The following is an 18,610-nucleotide window of genomic DNA, read 5'->3' as shown; positions in this document are numbered from 1 at the left end:
ACCACTGACACCTCCTACTCATCCTTAAATACTCCCAAGGGGAATACCGGAAGTACTTTCTCATCTATATACTGAACAATATCTTTAGGCTTGACTTTCCAGCTTGTAGGACACGCGGACACAATCTCCAAAAAAGTGTATCCGCCACCATCAAGCTGCATCTCTAACCCTTTCTTTATAAGTCTTCTTGTCTGCTGCACATTTTTAGGAGTATGTACCGCTGTTCTTGCGACAAGACGCGGAGCGTCCAATGTTGCAATGATCTCTGCTGTACGCATTGGATAACCGCTATTTTTAACACTTCTTCCATATGGGGAAGTCGTCGTCTTTTGACCCAGTAATGTCGTTGGTCCCATCTGCCCTCCTGTCATACCATATACACTGTTATTCACCATAATTACCATAAAATTCTCACCGCGTGCCGCAGCGTGTATCGTCTCCGCCATTCCAATGGCCGCCGCATCTCCATCTCCTTGCAATACGACTAAAGGTTCGTATGGACGTACACGCTTAAAGCCTGTCCCAACTGCCGCGCCTCGGCCATGCAACGCCGGAAGCATGTCAACATTCATATAAAAACCTGCCATCGTATAACAGCCGATTCCAAATACAACCGCCATTTTATCTGCGATTCCCAGCTCCTGTGCAACCTCCACGATTAATTTTTCTACTGTTCCGTGATGACATCCTGGGCAGTAACTGGAGGCTACAGGTAATAGATGTTCAGATCGTTCGTAAACTACGTTCATTATCGATTACCTCCTCTATAAAAATGTTTTTCGAAAACTTTCTTCTACTTCCACTGCATTGGTTATCATTCCTGCGCCCGTGTTATAACACGCTAAAGGAATCGACCGATTCAAATTTCCTTTGACATCATAGTACAACTGTGCCGGAATCGCCATTTCCACTGACATTACACCTTTTATTTCTTGTGGTTTTAATGCGGCTATTTCTTTATTCGGAAATGGGAAAAGCGTGATCGGACGCAGAAGTCCAACTTTTATTCCATCCTCTCGAAGCCGCTTTACCGCATCCAGTGTAATACGGGCTGCAGCTCCCCATGCTATAAATACATATTCTGCATCTTCCATTCTGTATTTTTCTACCATAAGTTCCTTTTCTTCCCATTTTTTATACATTGCGTCATAGGAACGATACATACTCTGCGCATTACGTGCTACACTGAATGGATCACTTCCTTCCATTTTGACTGGACTATCCTGAATAAAATGGCGTCCTCCATTTCCTTTTCCAGATGGAATAAAAGAGGATTTGTCATACTTTTTATCTGGAATCACATCATCAAACACAATTGGTTCCATCATTTGCCCTACAATGCTTTCTGTCAGAACTACAACTGGTGTCATATATCGATCTGCCACATCAAACGCAACCCCCATCAAATTTACTAACTCCTGTACATCTGACGGCCCCAGTACAAATGCTCGAAGCCCTCCTGGTCCGAACGTCTTTGTCAGCAAATTGTAATCGCTTTGAGACGCTGTAATTCCTACATTAGCAGCACCTGCTCTTTGTACATCTACAATCACTGCCGGAAAACGTCCAGATGCCATTGCTCCAAATCCTTCTGTCATCAATGCAATTCCCGGATTAGAAGAAGCCGTCATGGCTCTTGCGCCTCCTATAGAAGCTCCAATCACCATATTAATGGCTGCGACCTCACTTTCCGACTGAAGATACGTTCCGCCAACTTCCGGAAGCCGCCATGACAGATACTCAACAATTTCTGTCTGCGGTGTAATCGGATACCCGGCAAAAAAAGTACATCCTGCTCTTATCGCTGCCTCTGCAAGTGCTTCATTTCCCTGCCATATTTCTTTTCTACTCACTGTCTATTCATCTCCTTTTCGCTTACTTATATACCGTAATGGCCGATTCAGGACAAATGTTCGCACACAATTTGCAGGCTGTACATTTGTCCGTTTCTATCTGTTCTGCAGCATGCAGGCCAATCGCATTCGTTCTGCTGCCAATTCGTAGCAGCTGAAAAGGGCACACATCGATACAGTACCCACAGCCTTTACAATACATAGGTTCTATTTTTACCTGAGACATTTTGCATACTCCTTTCATCACACTACTTTTCTCTTACAATTTAAGGTTTCGGCTCGATGATAGAATTATAAGCGCTATTTTTCCATGTTTCAAAAAAAGTACATTCGTGATATTTTTAACACTTCTTTTTTATATCGCCCTATGATATACTGTATATACCTCCTAAAATCTACTGATTTTTACTGGTTTTTTTAGGAAAAAGAGACAAAACACAACTTTTTTTCATAAAGGAGGATTGTATGGAAGAAATCAATCCCTATACCTTAATACAGGAACTATTTGAACAGGAGCAAAAAGAACACATCTTTAACTTTTTATATGAAAATATCTTTGCCGCTATACGGCGTTGTCTTTGTGAATCTTTATTACCACCTGGCACTGTCATCCAGGAAAAACACCTGGCAGACACGCTTCATGTCAGCCGAACCCCTCTGCGTCAAGCTCTTTCTATGTTAACAGAAAGCGGACTTCTCAACCCACGTCCTGGCGGTGGTTTTATCGTTCCAAAACTTACACTCAAAGCTTTCACAGATGCAAATTTTGCCCGTAAGGCTTTTGAAACCGCCTGTGCCGAATTAGCTGCCTGCAATGCATCGGCAGAGGATTTGTCTCATTTAAAAAAACAGCTTATCCGTATGCAAAATTTTAAATTCGCAACAACGGAATATGAAAATATACGAACTTTTGCCGAAATTGATATGAACTTTCATACACAGATTTGTCTTGCATCTAAGAATGATTATTTGATCAAAGCCTATCAAGAATTAAAACCCCATCTAATGCATATGCGGTATCAAACAGTTTATGAACTTTCACCAGTTCCAACAAAACTGATCGTTACTTCTGTTAGGGATGAGCATCTAACGATATATATGGCTATCCGAAATAAAGATCCTGAATTTGCATATGCCGCAACACGTATCCATCTGAACAATTGCCGTTCTGTCTGGGGATTATCACAAGGGAATTCTTTTTAAACACCACACATGTGTGTAAACAAAGAGGTGCTACAGTATCCATACTTGTAGCACCTCTTTACTTTAATCTGTCAAACAGCCGCTTCGCTATTATGTCAAAAAACTATTACTTAATAATCAATTGAGACCAAATCTTCTTCTATACTTGGATCTCCTAACATCCGTGCGCCGCGTACTGCCGATGTAGCCAATTTAGCATACTGTGCAAGCATTCCTGTACGTATACGTGGCGGCGGACAAACCCACTTTTCACGTCTCTTGGCAAGCGTCTCTTCATCTACTTTCAAATCGATGGTCCCTTTCGGAATACTGTATTCAATGATATCTCCGTCTTCCACTAATCCGATCAGACCGCCCTTAATAGCTTCCGGACAGATATGGCCAATAACACCACCGACACTTCCCCCTGAGAATCGTCCGTCTGTGATCAGCGAAACGCTTCTGTCTAATCCCTTTGCCCGAATTATGTTAGTGATAGTAAGCATCTCTCTCATCCCCGGTCCACCTGCCGGTCCTTCGTAACGTATAACCACGCAGTCTCCCGGTTGGATTTCCCCATTGATGATTGCTTTATAACACTCCGGCTCACTGTCAAATACCTTTGCCCGTCCACTATGTTCATACATCTCAGGAAGTACGCCTCCAGTCTTGATCACACATCCATCCGGCGCCAGACTTCCTTTTAAGATAGCAAGACCTCCTTCTTTTGTATATGGATTATCAAAGGGTCTTATCACCTCTGGATTCAGAACCTTTGCATGTGCAACCATTTCACACATTGGTTTTCCGTATATTGTATTTACATCTCCATTTAGATATCCGCCTTTTATTCCCTGATGAAGCAATGCCTCAATCCCACCTGCCAACCGTACGTCCTCCATTGAGTGCGGGCTCATAGATGGATAAATTTTTGCGATTTGAGGTGTTTCCCTGCTTGCTTTTGCAAAATCCTCTAAGGTAATCTTATATCCTGCTTCTGCGGCAATCGCCGGTAAATGCAGCGTTGTATTTGTGGAACATCCCATCATCATATCTACGCGCAGACAATTTTTAAAAGATTCTTTAGAAACAATATCGCTTGGTTTTAAATCTTCATAAACCATTTCCACAATTCTTTGTCCTGCCCATACCCCCATATTATAACGACGAGTAAAGAAATGGGGTACTGTTGAATTTCCAAGCACACCAATTCCCAATACTTCTGACATGATCTGCATAGATACCGCAGTACCCATACCGCTATTGCAGCCCCCGCATGGTCCCATCGGACTGTTTTCTATCTCATTTCTTTCTGCATCTATATCATCTTCTGTTGCTGCCATAATCTTTGCAAATTTTGTTGCATCGTCATATCCTCCATCCGGAGGGAGGGAAGGCCCACCAGAGAGGAAAATTGCGGGGATGTTCAAGCGCATGATTGCCATCAGCATACCTGGTACAATCTTGTCACAGTTTGCGATACAGATCAATCCATCCAAAGAATGACCATTGACATATGCCTCTACAGAATCTGCAATAATATCACGGCTGGGGAGTGGATATAACATTCCCGGCGTATTCTCACACATCCCATCACATAATGCAATCGTATTTGTAACAGCAGGTGTTCCTCCTGCCATAAGGATTCCATCCTCTACATAACGGCAGATTTTATCCAGAACTGCGTGACCTGTAAAAATATTGGTATAAGAATTTACAACTCCTATCAGTGGCTTTTTCACCTGTTCTTTAGTAATTCCTCCCGCCATCATCAAAAGCCTTGCCAATGCACGGTCTGTTCCTGATTTCATTACATCGCTTCTTAATTTACAATTTTCCCTTCTCTTTTCTTCCATTGCTTCGTCCCTTCCTTCCACACAGGCTACACAGCACTGTTTACACTCATTTATCTAATTCCGCCGAACCTCTTCTTTGCTTAAAGAAAAGAATTTATGAACCTATTGTATATATTCTTTTAATAAGTTTCAAAAAAAAAACATACTCCTTCATCTGTTCTTATTCTCAGTTTCCATACTCTATAATATCTGTTTTATCCATAAATAAAAAGAAGCCTAGCAGCTCATATCAAATCTGCCAAGCTTCTCTTTACCGTTTTGTTTTTTCTATTTTGCCGCTTCTAACGCACCGTTAATATCACTCACCATTGCTTCTACAGCCGCCCGTGAAGCGTCCCCGAAATTCTTCGCACCATATTTTGCATAGGCTTCCTGTTTATAGGCTGCAATGATGCCACGGGAAGAATTTACAATCGCACCAAGCCCGTCTTCATTAAAGAAATGGACCAGATCCTTTCCCTGGCCCCCCTGAGCGCCATAGCCAGGCACAAGTATGTAGGACTTCGGCATGATCTTCCTGAGTACTTTTCCCATCTCCGGATAGGTCGCTCCTACAACCGCTCCGATATAACTGTACTCTTCCCCCATACATTCTTCGCCCCATTCCGCGACTTTCTCGCCCACCAGTTCATAGAGAGGACGCCCGTCTATCAGACGGTCCTGGAACTCACCGCTGGAAGGATTGGACGTTTTCACCAGTATAAAAAGTCCTCTTCTTTCTTCTTTGCATACATCTATAAACGGAGATATCCCGTCAGATCCAAGATACGGATTCACAGTGACAAAGTCTTCTCCAAATGGTGTATATTCCTTCCCTCTTATACTGACTTTTCCGATATGTCCTCTTGCATAAGCCATGGACGTAGAACCAATATCCCCTCTTTTTATATCTCCGATCACTACAAGATCTTTTGCCTTGCAATAATCCACGGTTCTTTTAAACACCTCAAGCCCCGGAATCCCAAACTGCTCGTACATTGCGATCTGTGGTTTCACTGCCGGTATCAAGTCATAAGTCTTATCAATGATTTCTTTATTAAACTGCCAGACTGCTTCCGCAGCTCCTTCAAGCGTCTCTCCAAATTCTGAAAATGCCGCCTCCTGTATGTGATCTGGGATATAATTTAACATAGGATCCAGGCCGACTACGATTGGCGCCTTTGTCTTTCTGATTTTTTCCACTAATTTGTTGATCATTGTTTATCCTCATTTCTCTTTTTGTTTCTTGTTGTGCAGCTTTGGCACAAAATTGCTTAACTATTATAATACCATAAAAAAGACCCCCGGTACATAAAAATTTTCTATTCCATGTACTAGGGTAAAAGTCAACATTCATCGCACGTATTTTTTATTTTCGGCATTATGCCCAATTACAAACTTTTTTATCATCTAAACAATTTTCCACTTCCTTCTGAAATAGTTCTTCTGAATTCTTCCAGCCAAAAATCTCACGTGGATATGTATTTATCCATTTTTCTATTTTCCTTATTCTATTTCTGCTTATTTGATCTAAGTCACTTCCTTTAGGTGTATGCCGCCTTACCATCTTATTCTGATTTTCATTACCATTATCCGTAGTTATTGTTTTAAAAACCTTTCGGAAGTCTGCTCCCCACTGTTTTTCTATACTATTCCCGGCACTTAATCTTTTTCTTCTCTTTTTATTACTGAAAGTGCAGCGGCAGGAGAATATTTTTCTTCCCTTATTTTCTTTTCTAAGTATCTTGCTAATTCATAGTCATTTCCCAATTTTATGTTTGCTCCTTTTGCCCGTAGTTGTGCTTGGTACTTTTCTTCCGCAAGTTCCGAACTATATCTTACTTCTTCTATCCAGTCTGAATTTCTGTGTACATATTGTCCACGTCTTATTTCTCTTGAAACAGTAGAATGGTGTTTTCCAATTAATCGTGCAATTTCACACACACCATGCCCTGCGCGTAATAAAACCTCTATTTGTAATCTATCTTCATAATATACTCTATGATAGCCTTTCCCCCTGTCTCATTCCTTTTATTTTTAATTCTCTACCCATTGGTTATCCCAGTAACCTTCCGCATCATGGTATATTTCATATCTATTTGTTCCTATTACTACATCTTCCCAAGTATTTCTATACCCTGCATGCATTGTTGCATCAATATGTCCTTCAGGATCTTTTGTTATATTTTCACCACAAGTATTACAGTACCACATTAATTGCTTTTCATAGATAGGTTCTTCCACTACCTCTGTCCATGCTTCTTTTGTTACAATCCATACAGGTTCATAATGTCCCCCAGCTCCTGTCTCCCCACCGGAATTATTATTACTTGTATCTGTAGATGAATTACTTCCTGAGGATGAACCTTTATCACTATTAACATTCTCTCCCTGAGTTTGAGCTACCGAATTAGTTCCTGTATCATTAGAAACGGATGCACTATTATTAACAACATCCTCCGAAGCTTTTTCATCTGATTTTCCTGCTTCTTTTTTACTATCCTTCTTTTCTTTATCGTCAGATTTTGCTACTGCTGTATCAGATGTCCACACCGCTTTTCCAGCCTTTGCTAATTTCTCCGCTTCTTGAGTATTTACAACTGTCACCTTAACAATTTTATCTTCTGTTTCTTTTTTATCTTTACTTATTGCCGTATAAGTTAATTTATACTCGCCAATTTTAGTAACATCCACATTCTTATCATTCACCTTTATTTCTTTTAACTTGTTTTTATCATATGTAACGTCTTTCAGCCAATCTACATTTTTTAAATTTTGCACTACATACAGATCTTTAATTCCTTTTACAGATGAAAATAAGTTTTGTTTCTTTACCGTCTCTTCCTGCTTTATATCTGCAGTATCATTTCCCGATAAAAAAGAAATACTAATACCTGCAATTGCTAAAACCAATACACAAGTACCTATTACAAATTCTTTTTTATGCTGCTTTAACAAATTTTTAAATTTTTCTTTCATAAATAAATCACTCCCAATAATGTATGACATACCATCTGCTATGTCAAAAAGAAACATCTTCAACTCCCGTTGTTTTCTGCCCTGTAAGCCCGTTAAAAACTCCTTTGGTATTGCGGATAGGGTACGAGACAGCCTCCTTGTTCTGTATGGGTTCGGATACATCTAAAGACGGTTTTATCGCTCCTGTTCCTACTTCTTCACAAGCTTGTACTCCCGGCGTAAATCTGGTCGATATTGTCCTTGACCGTCTGTAAGCGGCGGTATTCTTCCCGTTTCGCCCGGTAATCGTTGTAGCCGCTGTTCTTCTATTTGATAAGGGCTTGCAGGACTTTATAGCTCAAAAGCTTAGAAAGGTCATTCTCCCTGAAATAGCGGGCGGCTTGACAAAAAGCCGCTGGGCAAACTCGGCGTATTCTCCCTCGATCATGCGTGTCTTGACCATCTGTCGGACTACCATTCACTTCCTGCTGCCCCTTTTCAGAAAATCGCAACCAGCTTTTTTTATAAAGGGCGCCAGATTTCCCTCATTTGCTGCCGCTACTTTTTCGGGAAACCTATAACGAATTTTTTACAAAAGGCTGCGGGACGGCGGAATATTCAGTTTTTATGGTTGTTCAGCATGATAAAATGTAAACTATACTTGTATATTTACAAGATGTATTCCATCTGCCTTTCCTTTGTTTTCATCCCCATCTTTTCATAAAATTTTTCTGCCGAAGTATTTCCAGTCCATACATTCAAGGTCACTTCATAGCATCCCAATTTCTCTGCTTCCTGTTTTATATATTCAAACAGACTTTCACCAATATGCTGTCCCCTCTCTCGTTTATCAACGCATAAATCATCTATAAAAAATGACTTGAACTGCACCATATTGTTTGAAAACGGCTGTTCTTTTAACTGGCAGAATGCGTATCCTAAGCACACATCTTCCTCATTCACAGCAACATATATCGGCTTTTCCTCATTTTTCAAAAACTCTGTCAATTCGCACACGGTATATTTTGTAGTACCGGGGATAAAAATATCGGGTCTTATATCTGCATGGATCTGCAATACCTGCCCTAACAATTCAATAATTCTAGGAATGTCTTTTTCCTCTGCTTTTCTAATATTCATTTTATATATCCTCCTACTCGGATTCCTATTTGTTTATTGAAATTTATCATACTGTGATTTCTATTTGGTTTTCTTCTATCGCAACAATACAACTTTCGTAATATCCATCACCAGTCGTTCTTGGACCGCTTATAACTTCATACCCATCATTTCTAATTCTGTTCGTCAATTCATCAACTGCCTTCATACTGCCTACACTAAATGCTATATGAATAAATCCTGTTCTACTTATTGTCTTAGCAGCATCATTCATTTTGGGGGTATTCATAATTTCTAATCTGGCACCGTCATCAAATGTCAAAAAACAGGAGCGAAAGTTTGTGTTAGGGTTATGGTATTCACGATTGGACTTTGCATTAAAATATTTTTCAAAAAAATTTTTTGCATTCTCTAAATCATTAACATACATTGCAATATGCTCAATTTTTATCATCCTTCTCCTCCATCAATCAAATTATATCAGCAAATGTAAATTCCCTGCATTTACATTATCGTTTGAGCCTTTCAAGGATTAGAAACCCAGTACTCATAACAGAAAGTAAAAATTGTGTCACCGGAATTGCCATCCACACTCCCTGAAGCCCCCAAAAAGCAGGTAATATGATTCCGGCAAACAACGCAACTGTGATTGGTTCTAAATAAATCAATAGATAAGATAACTTTACTTTATCTGTCGCATACAAATAACAAATGGTTACTTTAACTACTGGAATAAATATCAATCCAATAAGAAAAAATGGAAGTGCTTTCTTATACAGTTGTGCAACTTCATAGGATGCTCCAAACATAACTGGGACACTCGAAATACTTGCATAAAATCCACATATACATATCACTCCGGTTAAAATTGCTAATCCATATGCCTGCTTTTTCAGTTTTGCAAGAGTTACCTTTTCATTTGATCCATAGGCTCTGCTTAAAAGTGGCTGAACACCATCGCCAATTCCTTGCATGAGTAGATTTGATATTGAGATTACATAACTAATCACTGCGTAGCAAGCTACTTCCAACTCGCCTCCATAAGTTAATGCAGCTTTGTTCATAACCACAATCACAATCATAGGACTGATAATCGAACCAAAGGGAGCCAAAGCAGTAACAGATATTTTATAAACTGATGAATACACAGGACGAAAAACAGCACATCGAATCAAGTTTTTCTTTTTAAAAATAAAAATCAGACAAGGAAGTAATGCAATCATTTGTCCCAAAACAGTAGCTAATGCCGCTCCCGCAGTTCCCATTTGGAATACAGATGTAAATAACCAGTCGCCTAAAATATTGCTGACAAAACCTGCAATCATTGCAATCATTGCAACAAAGGCTCCGCCAAAATTACGAATAATTGGAACAAAACCGACACTGCAAAGCTGGAATATTGTTCCCAACACAATAACTCTTAAATAATCGACAGCATATTCCAATATGATTCCTTTTGCTCCAAAAAATATTAGCAATGGACGATATGTAATCATCAAAAAAACTGTCACAAAAAAAGAAAAAGCAGCCAAAAGTACAAAAGTATTTCCTAAATATACATTTTTCTTTTTATTATCTGATTCACCCAAACTGATTGCCACCCAGATTGCACCGCCCATTCCGATTCCTGTTCCAATTGCCTGTATTAAAGCGGTAATAGGATAAGCAATATTAACTGCTGCAATACCATGATCCCCAATATTTTGCCCAATGAAAAAACCATCAACAATAGTATATAATCCAGAAAATGCGAAAGCAGCCATTGACGGCAGAACATTGCTCCAAAATGCTTTTTTAGTCGTCATTTCCTTTTAGTTCCTCTTCCATTTTTTCGCAAAAAAGACGATTACAATGAATCAAATTATTTACTGTTTCATCGCCCATTTTTTTTAAGGCTGCTTTTTCTATCGAATAAAGAGCATCCAGTAATGGTTTCGCATAAGTCAGTCCTTCGGTAGAAAGCATAACTTTTTTATTACGCCTATCTTGAGAGCAGGTTTCATAGCACACAAAGCCATGCTTGTCAAATATTCTCAAAACGCTATTAATTGTCTGCTTTGGAATAAGCCATTTATCACAAATTTCTTTTGGTGTGCATCCATTCTCACTATGATAAATTGCATACAGAATAAATAGTGCATGATAGGAAAGTTCTTTTTCTTTTGCAAATGCAGAATAGATACCATTAATTTTAATAAACACTGCATAGTATTCCTCTAATATCTTGTGAAAATCTTTTTCCTTCATTCTCCTTCCTCCTATGGTACTAATTCATACCATATAATAGTACTGTTTAGTACTATTGTCAAGGACAGATTGCCTAGAATAACGCAAAAGTATCTCATCAAAGTTTTTATGCTTGCTTTCACAAGAGTATTGCTCCCAAACTTCTTGTATCAAATGTCGGAAGTAATACAAAAAATTTTTTCTTCTGCGTCTGTTCTGGTAATCTGGCAAGTATTTAAGAAAAATTTCTCGCCTCCAGCCTATAGTCAGCATTAAAGCGGACATGACGGATAGAAATTCGACAATCGCCATTAGGATGTTAACGGCTGTAATTTTGCGTATCACTTTGTACGGATTCCCAATCGCAATACACCGTTCAGGAATATCTTTTGTTACTTTACCTACATCAAGAATGGTCAAATTATAATTAGCAAAGAAATTCTCACCTACTTCAATGTTCCAACCATAATCACAATGAAATGGTGCCTCAATAAAAATATTCTTACCAATTTTTCACTTAATTTATGACAACACTGCTGACACAACTTTATATTGCTCATTCAATGATTTTCTTGTGAACAGGAAAATCGGCTTCAACAAGATCGACCTATATAAACTATCCATTATCTTTAGCTAAAATACATACAAAAACCTCCCGAGGAATTTCCTTTCTATTCCATGTACCAGAGGACTTATCGGACATTTTCTTTTATTAAGACAATTCAAAAACACCCGTATATAATTGATAGTATTTTCCTTTTTTTGCCATCAGTTCTTCATGGCTTCCCCTTTCAATGATCCTTCCCAACTCCAGAACCATGATCACATCTGCATTCTGGATCGTAGACAGTCTGTGCGCGATCACAAAGACCGTTCTCCCTTTCATCAGTGAATCCATGCCTTTTTGTACGATTACTTCTGTGCGTGTATCAATAGAAGATGTCGCCTCATCCAGTATCATTACCGGGGGATCCGCAACTGCCGCACGGGCGATGGAGAGGAGCTGCCGCTGCCCCTGGGAGAGTCCGCTCCCATCTCCCGACAGCATCGTGTCGTATCCATCTGGCAGCATCTGAATAAATCCATCCGCATTCGCCAGCTTAGCCGCTGCAATACATTCTTCGTCTGTCGCATCCAGTTTCCCGTACCGCAGATTTTCCATAACGGTCCCTGTGAATAAATTTACGTCCTGCAATACAATGCCAAGCGACCGTCTTAGATCTGCTTTCTTGATCTTATTAATGTTAATGCCATCATAGCGGATTTTTCCGTCCGCAATATCATAAAAGCGATTGATCAGATTTGTGATCGTCGTCTTTCCCGCTCCTGTAGCTCCCACAAACGCCACTTTCTGCCCTGGCTTGGCATACAATGTAACATTATGCAGTACCATTTTATTTTCTTCATAGCCAAAATCCACATCAAACATCCGTACTTCGCCTTTTAATTCTGTATACGTCACTGTTCCGTCCTCGTGTGGATGTTTCCATGCCCATATGCCTGTGCGTTTCTCTGCTTCTGTCAGAACTCCGTCTTTATACTGCGCATTTACCAGGGTTACATATCCTTCATCCTGTTCGCTCTCTTCGTCGATCAGCGCAAAGATACGCTTCGCCCCCGCCAGCGCCATAACAATGGCGCTCAACTGCTGTGATACCTGTCCGAGAGGCTGGATAAAACTGCGTGACAACTGTAAAAAAGACGCAATCATTCCAAGTGTAAGCACACCAAAACCAGTCAGACTGACATTGGTGATTCCTGCGATGCCCATCGCTCCTCCGACGATCGCAACAAGAACATACAGCACATATCCTAGATTATTCATTGCCGGCATCAGAATATTCGCATACGTAAATGCCTTGGATGACTGCTCGCAGAGTTCTTCATTTTTAATATTAAATTTTTCTTTCGCCTTTTCTTCGTAGCAAAATACTTTTACGACCTTCTGTCCATTGATCATCTCTTCGATATATCCATTCACATCTCCAATCGCTTCCTGCTGACGGATAAAATATTTCCCGCTCTTTCCTGCAATGCCGGAAACCACTTTCATGATCACAACAATAGCCGCCAGGACAAATAAAGTCAGCCAGAAACTAATCGAAAGCATTGCAAAAAATACAGCCACGATAGTAATCACAGAAGAAAATAGCTGGGGTATACTCTGCGAGATCATCTGGCGTAAAGTATCTGTATCATTGGTATAATGGCTCATCACATCCCCATGCGGATGCGTATCAAAATATTTGATCGGCAATGTCTGCATATGGGAAAACATTTCGTCCCTGATTTTTCTCAAGATTCCCTGTGATATGACCGCCATCGTCCGGCTGTAAAATAGGGACGCTAATATGCCGACCAGGTAGATCCCCGCCAAAAATACGATCACACGAAAAAGGGATGAAAATTCCGGATCAGCTGAAGATAAGAGCGGCATAATATACTCATCTATCAACACCTGCAAAAACAGAGACGCTACCACCATCGCTCCCGCATTTAAAGCAATACAGATCAGTACAAATATAAAACGTTTTTTATATTCTTTTAAGTAAGACATCAGGCGTTTCAATGTTTTTAAATCCAGCTGCTGCCTCTTAGTTTCCTTCATCTTTGCTGTCTCCCTTCTGCTGAGATTCATATACTTCACGGTAAATCGCGTTGCTCCGCAGCAATTCTTCATGCGTGCCAACACCGCTGATCTTCCCGTTATCCATCACGATGATCCTATCCGCATCCTGCACAGACGAAATCCTCTGGGCAATCATGATTTTTGTCGTGTGCGGAATTTCTTCTAAAAATGCCTTTCTTATCATCGCATCGGTTTTTGTATCTACTGCGCTGGTCGAATCATCTAAGATCAATATTTTGGGCTTTTTCAACAGTGCTCTTGCTATACACAGCCTCTGCTTCTGTCCTCCGGAAACATTCGCGCCGCCCTGTTCAATATACGTATCATATCCATCCGGAAAGCGTGAAATAAAATCATCTGCCTGGGAAAGTTTGCACGCATGTATCAGTTCTTCCTCCGTGGCATGTTCATTTCCCCATCTAAGATTCTCTTTGATCGTGCCGGAGAACAATTCGTTTTTCTGCAAAACCATAGCCACATTATCCCTAAGTACTTCTAGATCATACGATTTTACATCATTTCCTCCCACTTTTAATGTCCCTTCTGTCACATCATACAGACGAGGGATCAACTGTACAAGCGTGGATTTGGAAGTTCCTGTACCGCCAATGATCCCAATCATCTCCCCGGATGCAATTTTTAAATGTATATCATCTAGACATTTTTTATGTGCTTTATTGGAATAACTAAAGGAAACATGAGTAAATTCGATTGACCCGTCCGGTACTTCCGTCACTGGATCCTCCCCATTTTTCAGATTACTCTCTTCTGTCAGCACCTCGGCGATCCTCTCTGCCGATGCTTTCGACATAACAATCATGACGAAGACCATCGAAAGCATCATCAGGCTCATCAAAATCTGCATCGTATATGTGATCAGACTCATCAGTTCTCCTGTACTTAATCCTGTTTCCGGGTTGCCGCCGCTTGCCACGATTGCTTTCGCACCAAACCAGGATAGCAGCAGAAGCGATACATATACACAAAACTGCATAAGAGGTGTATTAAATGCGAGCATTTTCTCTGCCTTAGAAAAATCCTTATATATCTCCATAGAGATTGTTCCGAACTTTTCCCGTTCATGTTCCTCTCTTACAAAAGATTTGACGACTCGTATGCCTCTTAAGTTCTCCTGCACCACATTATTTAGTCTGTCGTATGTTTTAAACACCCTTTTAAAGATCGGATGTACACGTGTCATGATCACATAGAGTCCAATTCCAAGGATCGGGATACATCCCACAAAAATAAGGGAAAGTTGCGCATCCACCTTAAACGCGCAAAATAAAGAAAAAATCAGCATAAAGGGAGAACGGATCGCCATCCGTATCACCATCTGGTATGCATTCTGGACATTTGTCACATCTGTCGTCAGGCGTGTAACGAGACTGGAAGTAGAAAACTTATCAATATTCGAAAAGGAAAAATTCTGTACATTGTAGTACATATCCTTCCGCAGATTTTTTGCAAATCCGGCAGATGCATATGCCGCTGCTTTTCCTGCTGCCACTCCAAAAAACAGGGATAAAAAAGCTGCCACTAAAAGCGCCAGACCCATCTTCCATATATATCCCATATTTCCTTTCTCAATTCCATAGTCGATCAGATTTGCCATTAACAGTGGGATCACCACTTCCATAATGACTTCCAGGGCAACCAGGACCGGTGCCTGGATCGACTCTTTTTTATACTCTCGTATACTTTTTGCTAAAATGTTTACCACGCCTGCTCCTCCTGTTCTACATTTTTCTTCAGCCTTTCCAGATACAAATAGAACTGCTTCAGCTCCTCATCCGAAAAACCTCTGACGATCTGCTTTTCTATCTGCTCATGCCGCTTTTCCATCTCTTCTGCCATTTCCATTGCTTTTTCTGTCAATACCAGCTTCTTCAGACGTGCGTCTGTCTGCACACTCTTTCGTACGATCAGTCCTTTTTCAACCATCAGATTCACAACTTTTGACGCAGTAGAACGTGTCACATGAAACTCGGCTTCCAGATCTTTCTGATACGTATCTTTGTTCCTGTTGTCCCACAAATAGCCTATGATCCATCCATTAGATCCTGTCACTTGGACAAGACGCTCCTTATTGATACTGTTGTCAATAAATCGTTTGATCAGATTGTCCAGGGATCTTATCTCCATCCCCATATATTTCTTCTTCATTTTTTCTCCTATATGCAGGTCTTATATACTGCTATTATGTTTTATATCAAACTGTACGAAATCAAACTGTTTGACTTCCAACATTTTATACCTGTTTTTTATTCATGTCAAGCGCATAAAATAAAAAATATTCTCAACAAAATGTTCTCTTTCTTTGCCTGAAAACTCCTGCTAAAACGAGATAAGATATGAGAATACCGTCAATACGACTGCCTCGGATACTATCCCTGCAAGTTTCAAAATCCTTCCTGTTTTCTTTTTTTTCTCATTTCTCTTCTTTTTTCCGCCGCATCCCACTCTGCTTTTTCTTCTTCTCCGCTTAACACAAGACGTGGCACTCTAGTTGGCTTATCATTTTCATCTATAGCAACCATTGTAAAATATGCTCTGTTTATCGGACGCCTCAGCCCATCCTTTTCGTTTTCTACATAAGTGTCCACGCGTACTTCCATAGACGTATTCCCCACATATGTAACTTTTCCTATGATAACGATCATTTCACCATTGTACGCTCCATGTATAAAACGCAGATTATCTACAGATGCTGTGATCACATTTGTCCTTGTATGCCGCATCGCCACAAGACCCGCGATCTCATCCAACCACTGCATCAACATACCTCCGAACAGCCTTCCTGCCGCATTAAGATGATTAGGACGTATCAGACGTACTGTCTCTACTTTTGACTCTTCTACACTTCTTTGTTCTACCATAATATACCTCTGTCCTTTCTATCAAGAATCCTGTTATCTTCTATCCTGTTTTTATTCTGACCAGCCTATAGGCAACTATATACAGACATTATACATAGATTATAAACGGTACTTATTCTAAAAATCAACTCTGTACTTCACCAAATACATCCTGTAAAATAAAAATAGATTTATACGTTTTTCGCACATAACCGAAAGGAAGATACATCATGCAAAACATCCTTCTTACTATAGAATATGATGGAACGAGATATCTTGGCTGGCAGCGTCCTGCAAAGGACAAAGCCTTTCGTACCATCTCTTATAAGATTTCTGAGGTACTGCGCCGTCTGACCGGAGAAAGCCCTATCTTAAACTGTGCTTCTAAAACCGAACCCGGTGTCCACGCACTTGCGCAGGAAGCCTCCTTTTTAACCACCTATGATATCTCTATGCAAGACCTTACGCAATATTTAAACACATATCTCCCTCAAGATATAGCTATACGCCGCGCCTGCCGGATGCAGGAACGATTTCGCGCCGATTTAAACGCAAAAACCCGTACTTATCTCTATCATATATGTACAGCGGCCGTCCAGGACATTTTTACGCAGAAGTATTCTCTCCATCTTTTTCCCGCTCCAGATATCGAACGAATGCAGGAAGCGGCTTCCTCTCTCATAGGCAGACAAGATTTTCAATACTTCTCATCCGGCCGATCAAAGAAAAAGACAGAACAAGAACTATTGGATATACAAATAGAACAAACTGCAGATTTCCTCTCTCTGTCTTTAACTGCTACTGATTTTCTTCCTCACATGCCGCTCCTTATCATAGGCACTCTGTTAGACATAGGAACAGGCAGACAAAGTATAGAAAGTGCAGAAGCAATTTTAAAAGGACGTAAAATTCCGGGACGCCCCTGCGATGCAAAAGCACTTTTCCTCAAAAAGATAGACTTCCGGTAAAAAACAGAGATTCTGTATCTTTGTCTGATACAGAATCTCTTGAAATACTCAAACTCTCTAAAAGGTTCTCTTTTGTTCAAGAACGATAGTACAACTCGATAGGATCAATAGGATCAAATGGATTTTCTTCCTCCATCTTTCCATTGCGTCCGTGTCGCTTTACCAGTTCACCGCCCTTATTATACAGCCAGAATGAATATACTAATAATTTATTTACTTTTCCTATTTTCTCTTTCGTCGTCTTTTCGTAGGGAATTCCCCCTACTTCGAAATGTGTCTTCTTATGGATCATAGAGATCAATTCCGTCTCGCAGGTAACAGGTTCCGGCAGAATCGTATAAGCACGCCCCACACAGTCCGCCTTATGGGAATCACTTCCCCCCACAGTTACTTTCGAATACTTAGCTGCCAGTTTCGCAGCGCCTTCATTTGATGCTTTCGGCTCACAGCAATTATATGCCTCCACAAAATCGAATCGCTTTACGATCTCAGGAGATTTATAAAATCTCTTTGTGTTCATAAAACTCATATATTTTTCACCGTATGGATGAGCCGGTCCCAGTACTCCTCCATTCCGGTGTACAAGATCGATCAATGTCGCAAGCGGCATTCCCCGCATTTCCAGAACCCGCATTTTCACTCCTTCCGGCATGATCACAAGAAAATGTCCGGCATCTCTGGTATCATATTCTATGCCCTTAAGCACGACAAAATCTGTATGCATTTTTCCCTTCATCGTGTTTTTCCAGTATCGATAGCCCTTATAGGTATTATGGTCTGTGATTACCATTCCCTGAAACCCTTTTTGCTTCAAAATCGTTATATATTCATCTAAACTCACTTTACTGTCTATTGAACCTTCTTTTACATGGCAGTGCATATCAATCTTCATCAATAAGCCTCCTTTGCCTTATCTAGTATCCGGTTGTTTACTTTGATTATACAACTTTCTAAAACTGCTGGCAACTTAAGACACTGACTT

General features: G+C 40.3%; 17 protein-coding genes and 3 pseudogenes. 2 read left to right on the top strand and 18 right to left on the bottom strand.

Annotation, left to right across the window (positions count from 1 at the left end; genetic code table 11):
* Window positions 1-14: 14 nt before the first annotated feature.
* The 3 genes from BN3282_RS09020 to BN3282_RS09010 are packed head-to-tail and all read right to left on the bottom strand — an operon-like array spanning window position 15 to window position 2,079.
* Window positions 15-749 (bottom strand): thiamine pyrophosphate-dependent enzyme, encoded by a 735-nt coding sequence (locus BN3282_RS09020; RefSeq protein WP_059068505.1) that lies wholly within the window; start codon window positions 747-749, stop codon window positions 15-17.
* Between the two features lie 15 nt (window positions 750-764).
* Complete coding sequence (locus BN3282_RS09015) at window positions 765-1,853, bottom strand: hypothetical protein (protein ID WP_059068503.1); 1,089 nt, start codon at window positions 1,851-1,853, stop codon at window positions 765-767.
* Between the two features lie 22 nt (window positions 1,854-1,875).
* Complete coding sequence (locus BN3282_RS09010; protein WP_059068500.1) at window positions 1,876-2,079, bottom strand: 4Fe-4S binding protein; 204 nt, start codon at window positions 2,077-2,079, stop codon at window positions 1,876-1,878.
* 239 nt (window positions 2,080-2,318) lie between these two features.
* Between BN3282_RS09010 and BN3282_RS09005 the strand changes: the two genes are divergently transcribed.
* Window positions 2,319-3,056: a GntR family transcriptional regulator gene (locus BN3282_RS09005; RefSeq protein ID WP_059068498.1), complete on the top strand. Its 738-nt coding sequence runs from the start codon at window positions 2,319-2,321 to the stop codon at window positions 3,054-3,056.
* 110 nt (window positions 3,057-3,166) lie between these two features.
* On the opposite strand, the gene ilvD is transcribed toward BN3282_RS09005, so the two are convergent.
* From ilvD to BN3282_RS08940, 14 genes and pseudogenes are all read right to left on the bottom strand, one after another.
* Window positions 3,167-4,891 carry a dihydroxy-acid dehydratase gene (gene ilvD, locus BN3282_RS09000; RefSeq protein WP_059068496.1) on the bottom strand — a complete coding sequence of 575 codons (1,725 nt, stop codon included), beginning with the start codon at window positions 4,889-4,891 and terminating at the stop codon, window positions 3,167-3,169.
* Window positions 4,892-5,158: 267 nt separating this feature from the next.
* Window positions 5,159-6,088 carry an orotidine-5'-phosphate decarboxylase gene (gene pyrF, locus BN3282_RS08995; RefSeq protein WP_059068494.1) on the bottom strand — a complete coding sequence of 310 codons (930 nt, stop codon included), beginning with the start codon at window positions 6,086-6,088 and terminating at the stop codon, window positions 5,159-5,161.
* A gap of 163 nt (window positions 6,089-6,251) precedes the next feature.
* Window positions 6,252-6,844 (bottom strand): annotated as a pseudogene (locus BN3282_RS15650) (transposase).
* A gap of 63 nt (window positions 6,845-6,907) precedes the next feature.
* Window positions 6,908-7,849: a hypothetical protein gene (locus BN3282_RS08980; RefSeq protein WP_154821484.1), complete on the bottom strand. Its 942-nt coding sequence runs from the start codon at window positions 7,847-7,849 to the stop codon at window positions 6,908-6,910.
* Between the two features lie 197 nt (window positions 7,850-8,046).
* A pseudogene (locus BN3282_RS15575) lies at window positions 8,047-8,229 on the bottom strand (relaxase/mobilization nuclease); the annotation flags it as partial.
* A 268-nt stretch (window positions 8,230-8,497) separates the two neighbouring features.
* The gene (locus BN3282_RS08975; RefSeq protein WP_059068487.1) at window positions 8,498-8,968 is read right to left on the bottom strand and encodes a GNAT family N-acetyltransferase; all 471 of its coding nucleotides are present in this window, start codon (window positions 8,966-8,968) and stop codon (window positions 8,498-8,500) included.
* A gap of 46 nt (window positions 8,969-9,014) precedes the next feature.
* Window positions 9,015-9,398 carry a VOC family protein gene (locus BN3282_RS08970; protein ID WP_059070353.1) on the bottom strand — a complete coding sequence of 128 codons (384 nt, stop codon included), beginning with the start codon at window positions 9,396-9,398 and terminating at the stop codon, window positions 9,015-9,017.
* 58 nt (window positions 9,399-9,456) lie between these two features.
* Complete coding sequence (locus BN3282_RS08965; RefSeq protein ID WP_059068485.1) at window positions 9,457-10,752, bottom strand: MATE family efflux transporter; 1,296 nt, start codon at window positions 10,750-10,752, stop codon at window positions 9,457-9,459.
* Window positions 10,742-11,194, bottom strand: a complete 453-nt coding sequence (locus BN3282_RS08960; protein WP_059068483.1) for a MarR family winged helix-turn-helix transcriptional regulator — start codon at window positions 11,192-11,194, stop codon at window positions 10,742-10,744. The genes BN3282_RS08965 and BN3282_RS08960 overlap by 11 nt, the downstream gene beginning before the upstream one ends.
* Before the next feature lie 372 nt (window positions 11,195-11,566).
* Window positions 11,567-11,686: pseudogene (locus tag BN3282_RS15610) on the bottom strand (sugar O-acetyltransferase); the annotation flags it as partial.
* Window positions 11,687-11,885: 199 nt separating this feature from the next.
* Window positions 11,886-13,781, bottom strand: coding sequence for an ABC transporter ATP-binding protein (locus tag BN3282_RS08955; protein ID WP_059068481.1), 1,896 nt, complete (start codon window positions 13,779-13,781; stop codon window positions 11,886-11,888).
* Window positions 13,768-15,525, bottom strand: a complete 1,758-nt coding sequence (locus BN3282_RS08950) for an ABC transporter ATP-binding protein (protein WP_059068479.1) — start codon at window positions 15,523-15,525, stop codon at window positions 13,768-13,770. The genes BN3282_RS08955 and BN3282_RS08950 overlap by 14 nt, the downstream gene beginning before the upstream one ends.
* Entirely contained in the window at window positions 15,519-15,968 is a 450-nt protein-coding gene (locus BN3282_RS08945; protein ID WP_059068477.1) for a MarR family winged helix-turn-helix transcriptional regulator, read from the bottom strand. Before BN3282_RS08945 ends, BN3282_RS08950 begins: the two co-directional genes overlap by 7 nt.
* Window positions 15,969-16,204: 236 nt before the next feature.
* A complete protein-coding gene (locus BN3282_RS08940; RefSeq protein ID WP_059068476.1) occupies window positions 16,205-16,681 on the bottom strand; it encodes an acyl-CoA thioesterase in 477 nt (158 codons plus the stop codon).
* A gap of 209 nt (window positions 16,682-16,890) precedes the next feature.
* Between BN3282_RS08940 and BN3282_RS08935 the strand changes: the two genes are divergently transcribed.
* Window positions 16,891-17,628 carry a tRNA pseudouridine synthase A gene (locus tag BN3282_RS08935; protein ID WP_059068474.1) on the top strand — a complete coding sequence of 246 codons (738 nt, stop codon included), beginning with the start codon at window positions 16,891-16,893 and terminating at the stop codon, window positions 17,626-17,628.
* A gap of 76 nt (window positions 17,629-17,704) precedes the next feature.
* Here the strand turns inward: BN3282_RS08935 and BN3282_RS08930 are convergent, their stop codons facing one another.
* A complete protein-coding gene (locus BN3282_RS08930; protein ID WP_059068472.1) occupies window positions 17,705-18,520 on the bottom strand; it encodes a PHP-associated domain-containing protein in 816 nt (271 codons plus the stop codon).
* Between the last annotated feature and the right edge of the window lie 90 nt (window positions 18,521-18,610).

Source organism: Mediterraneibacter massiliensis (assembly GCF_001487105.1).
GTDB classification, from domain to species: Bacteria; Bacillota; Clostridia; order Lachnospirales; family Lachnospiraceae; genus Mediterraneibacter; species Mediterraneibacter massiliensis.
The sequence above is the reverse complement of the archived record's forward strand: the minus strand, read 5'-3'. Positions and strand labels throughout refer to the sequence as shown.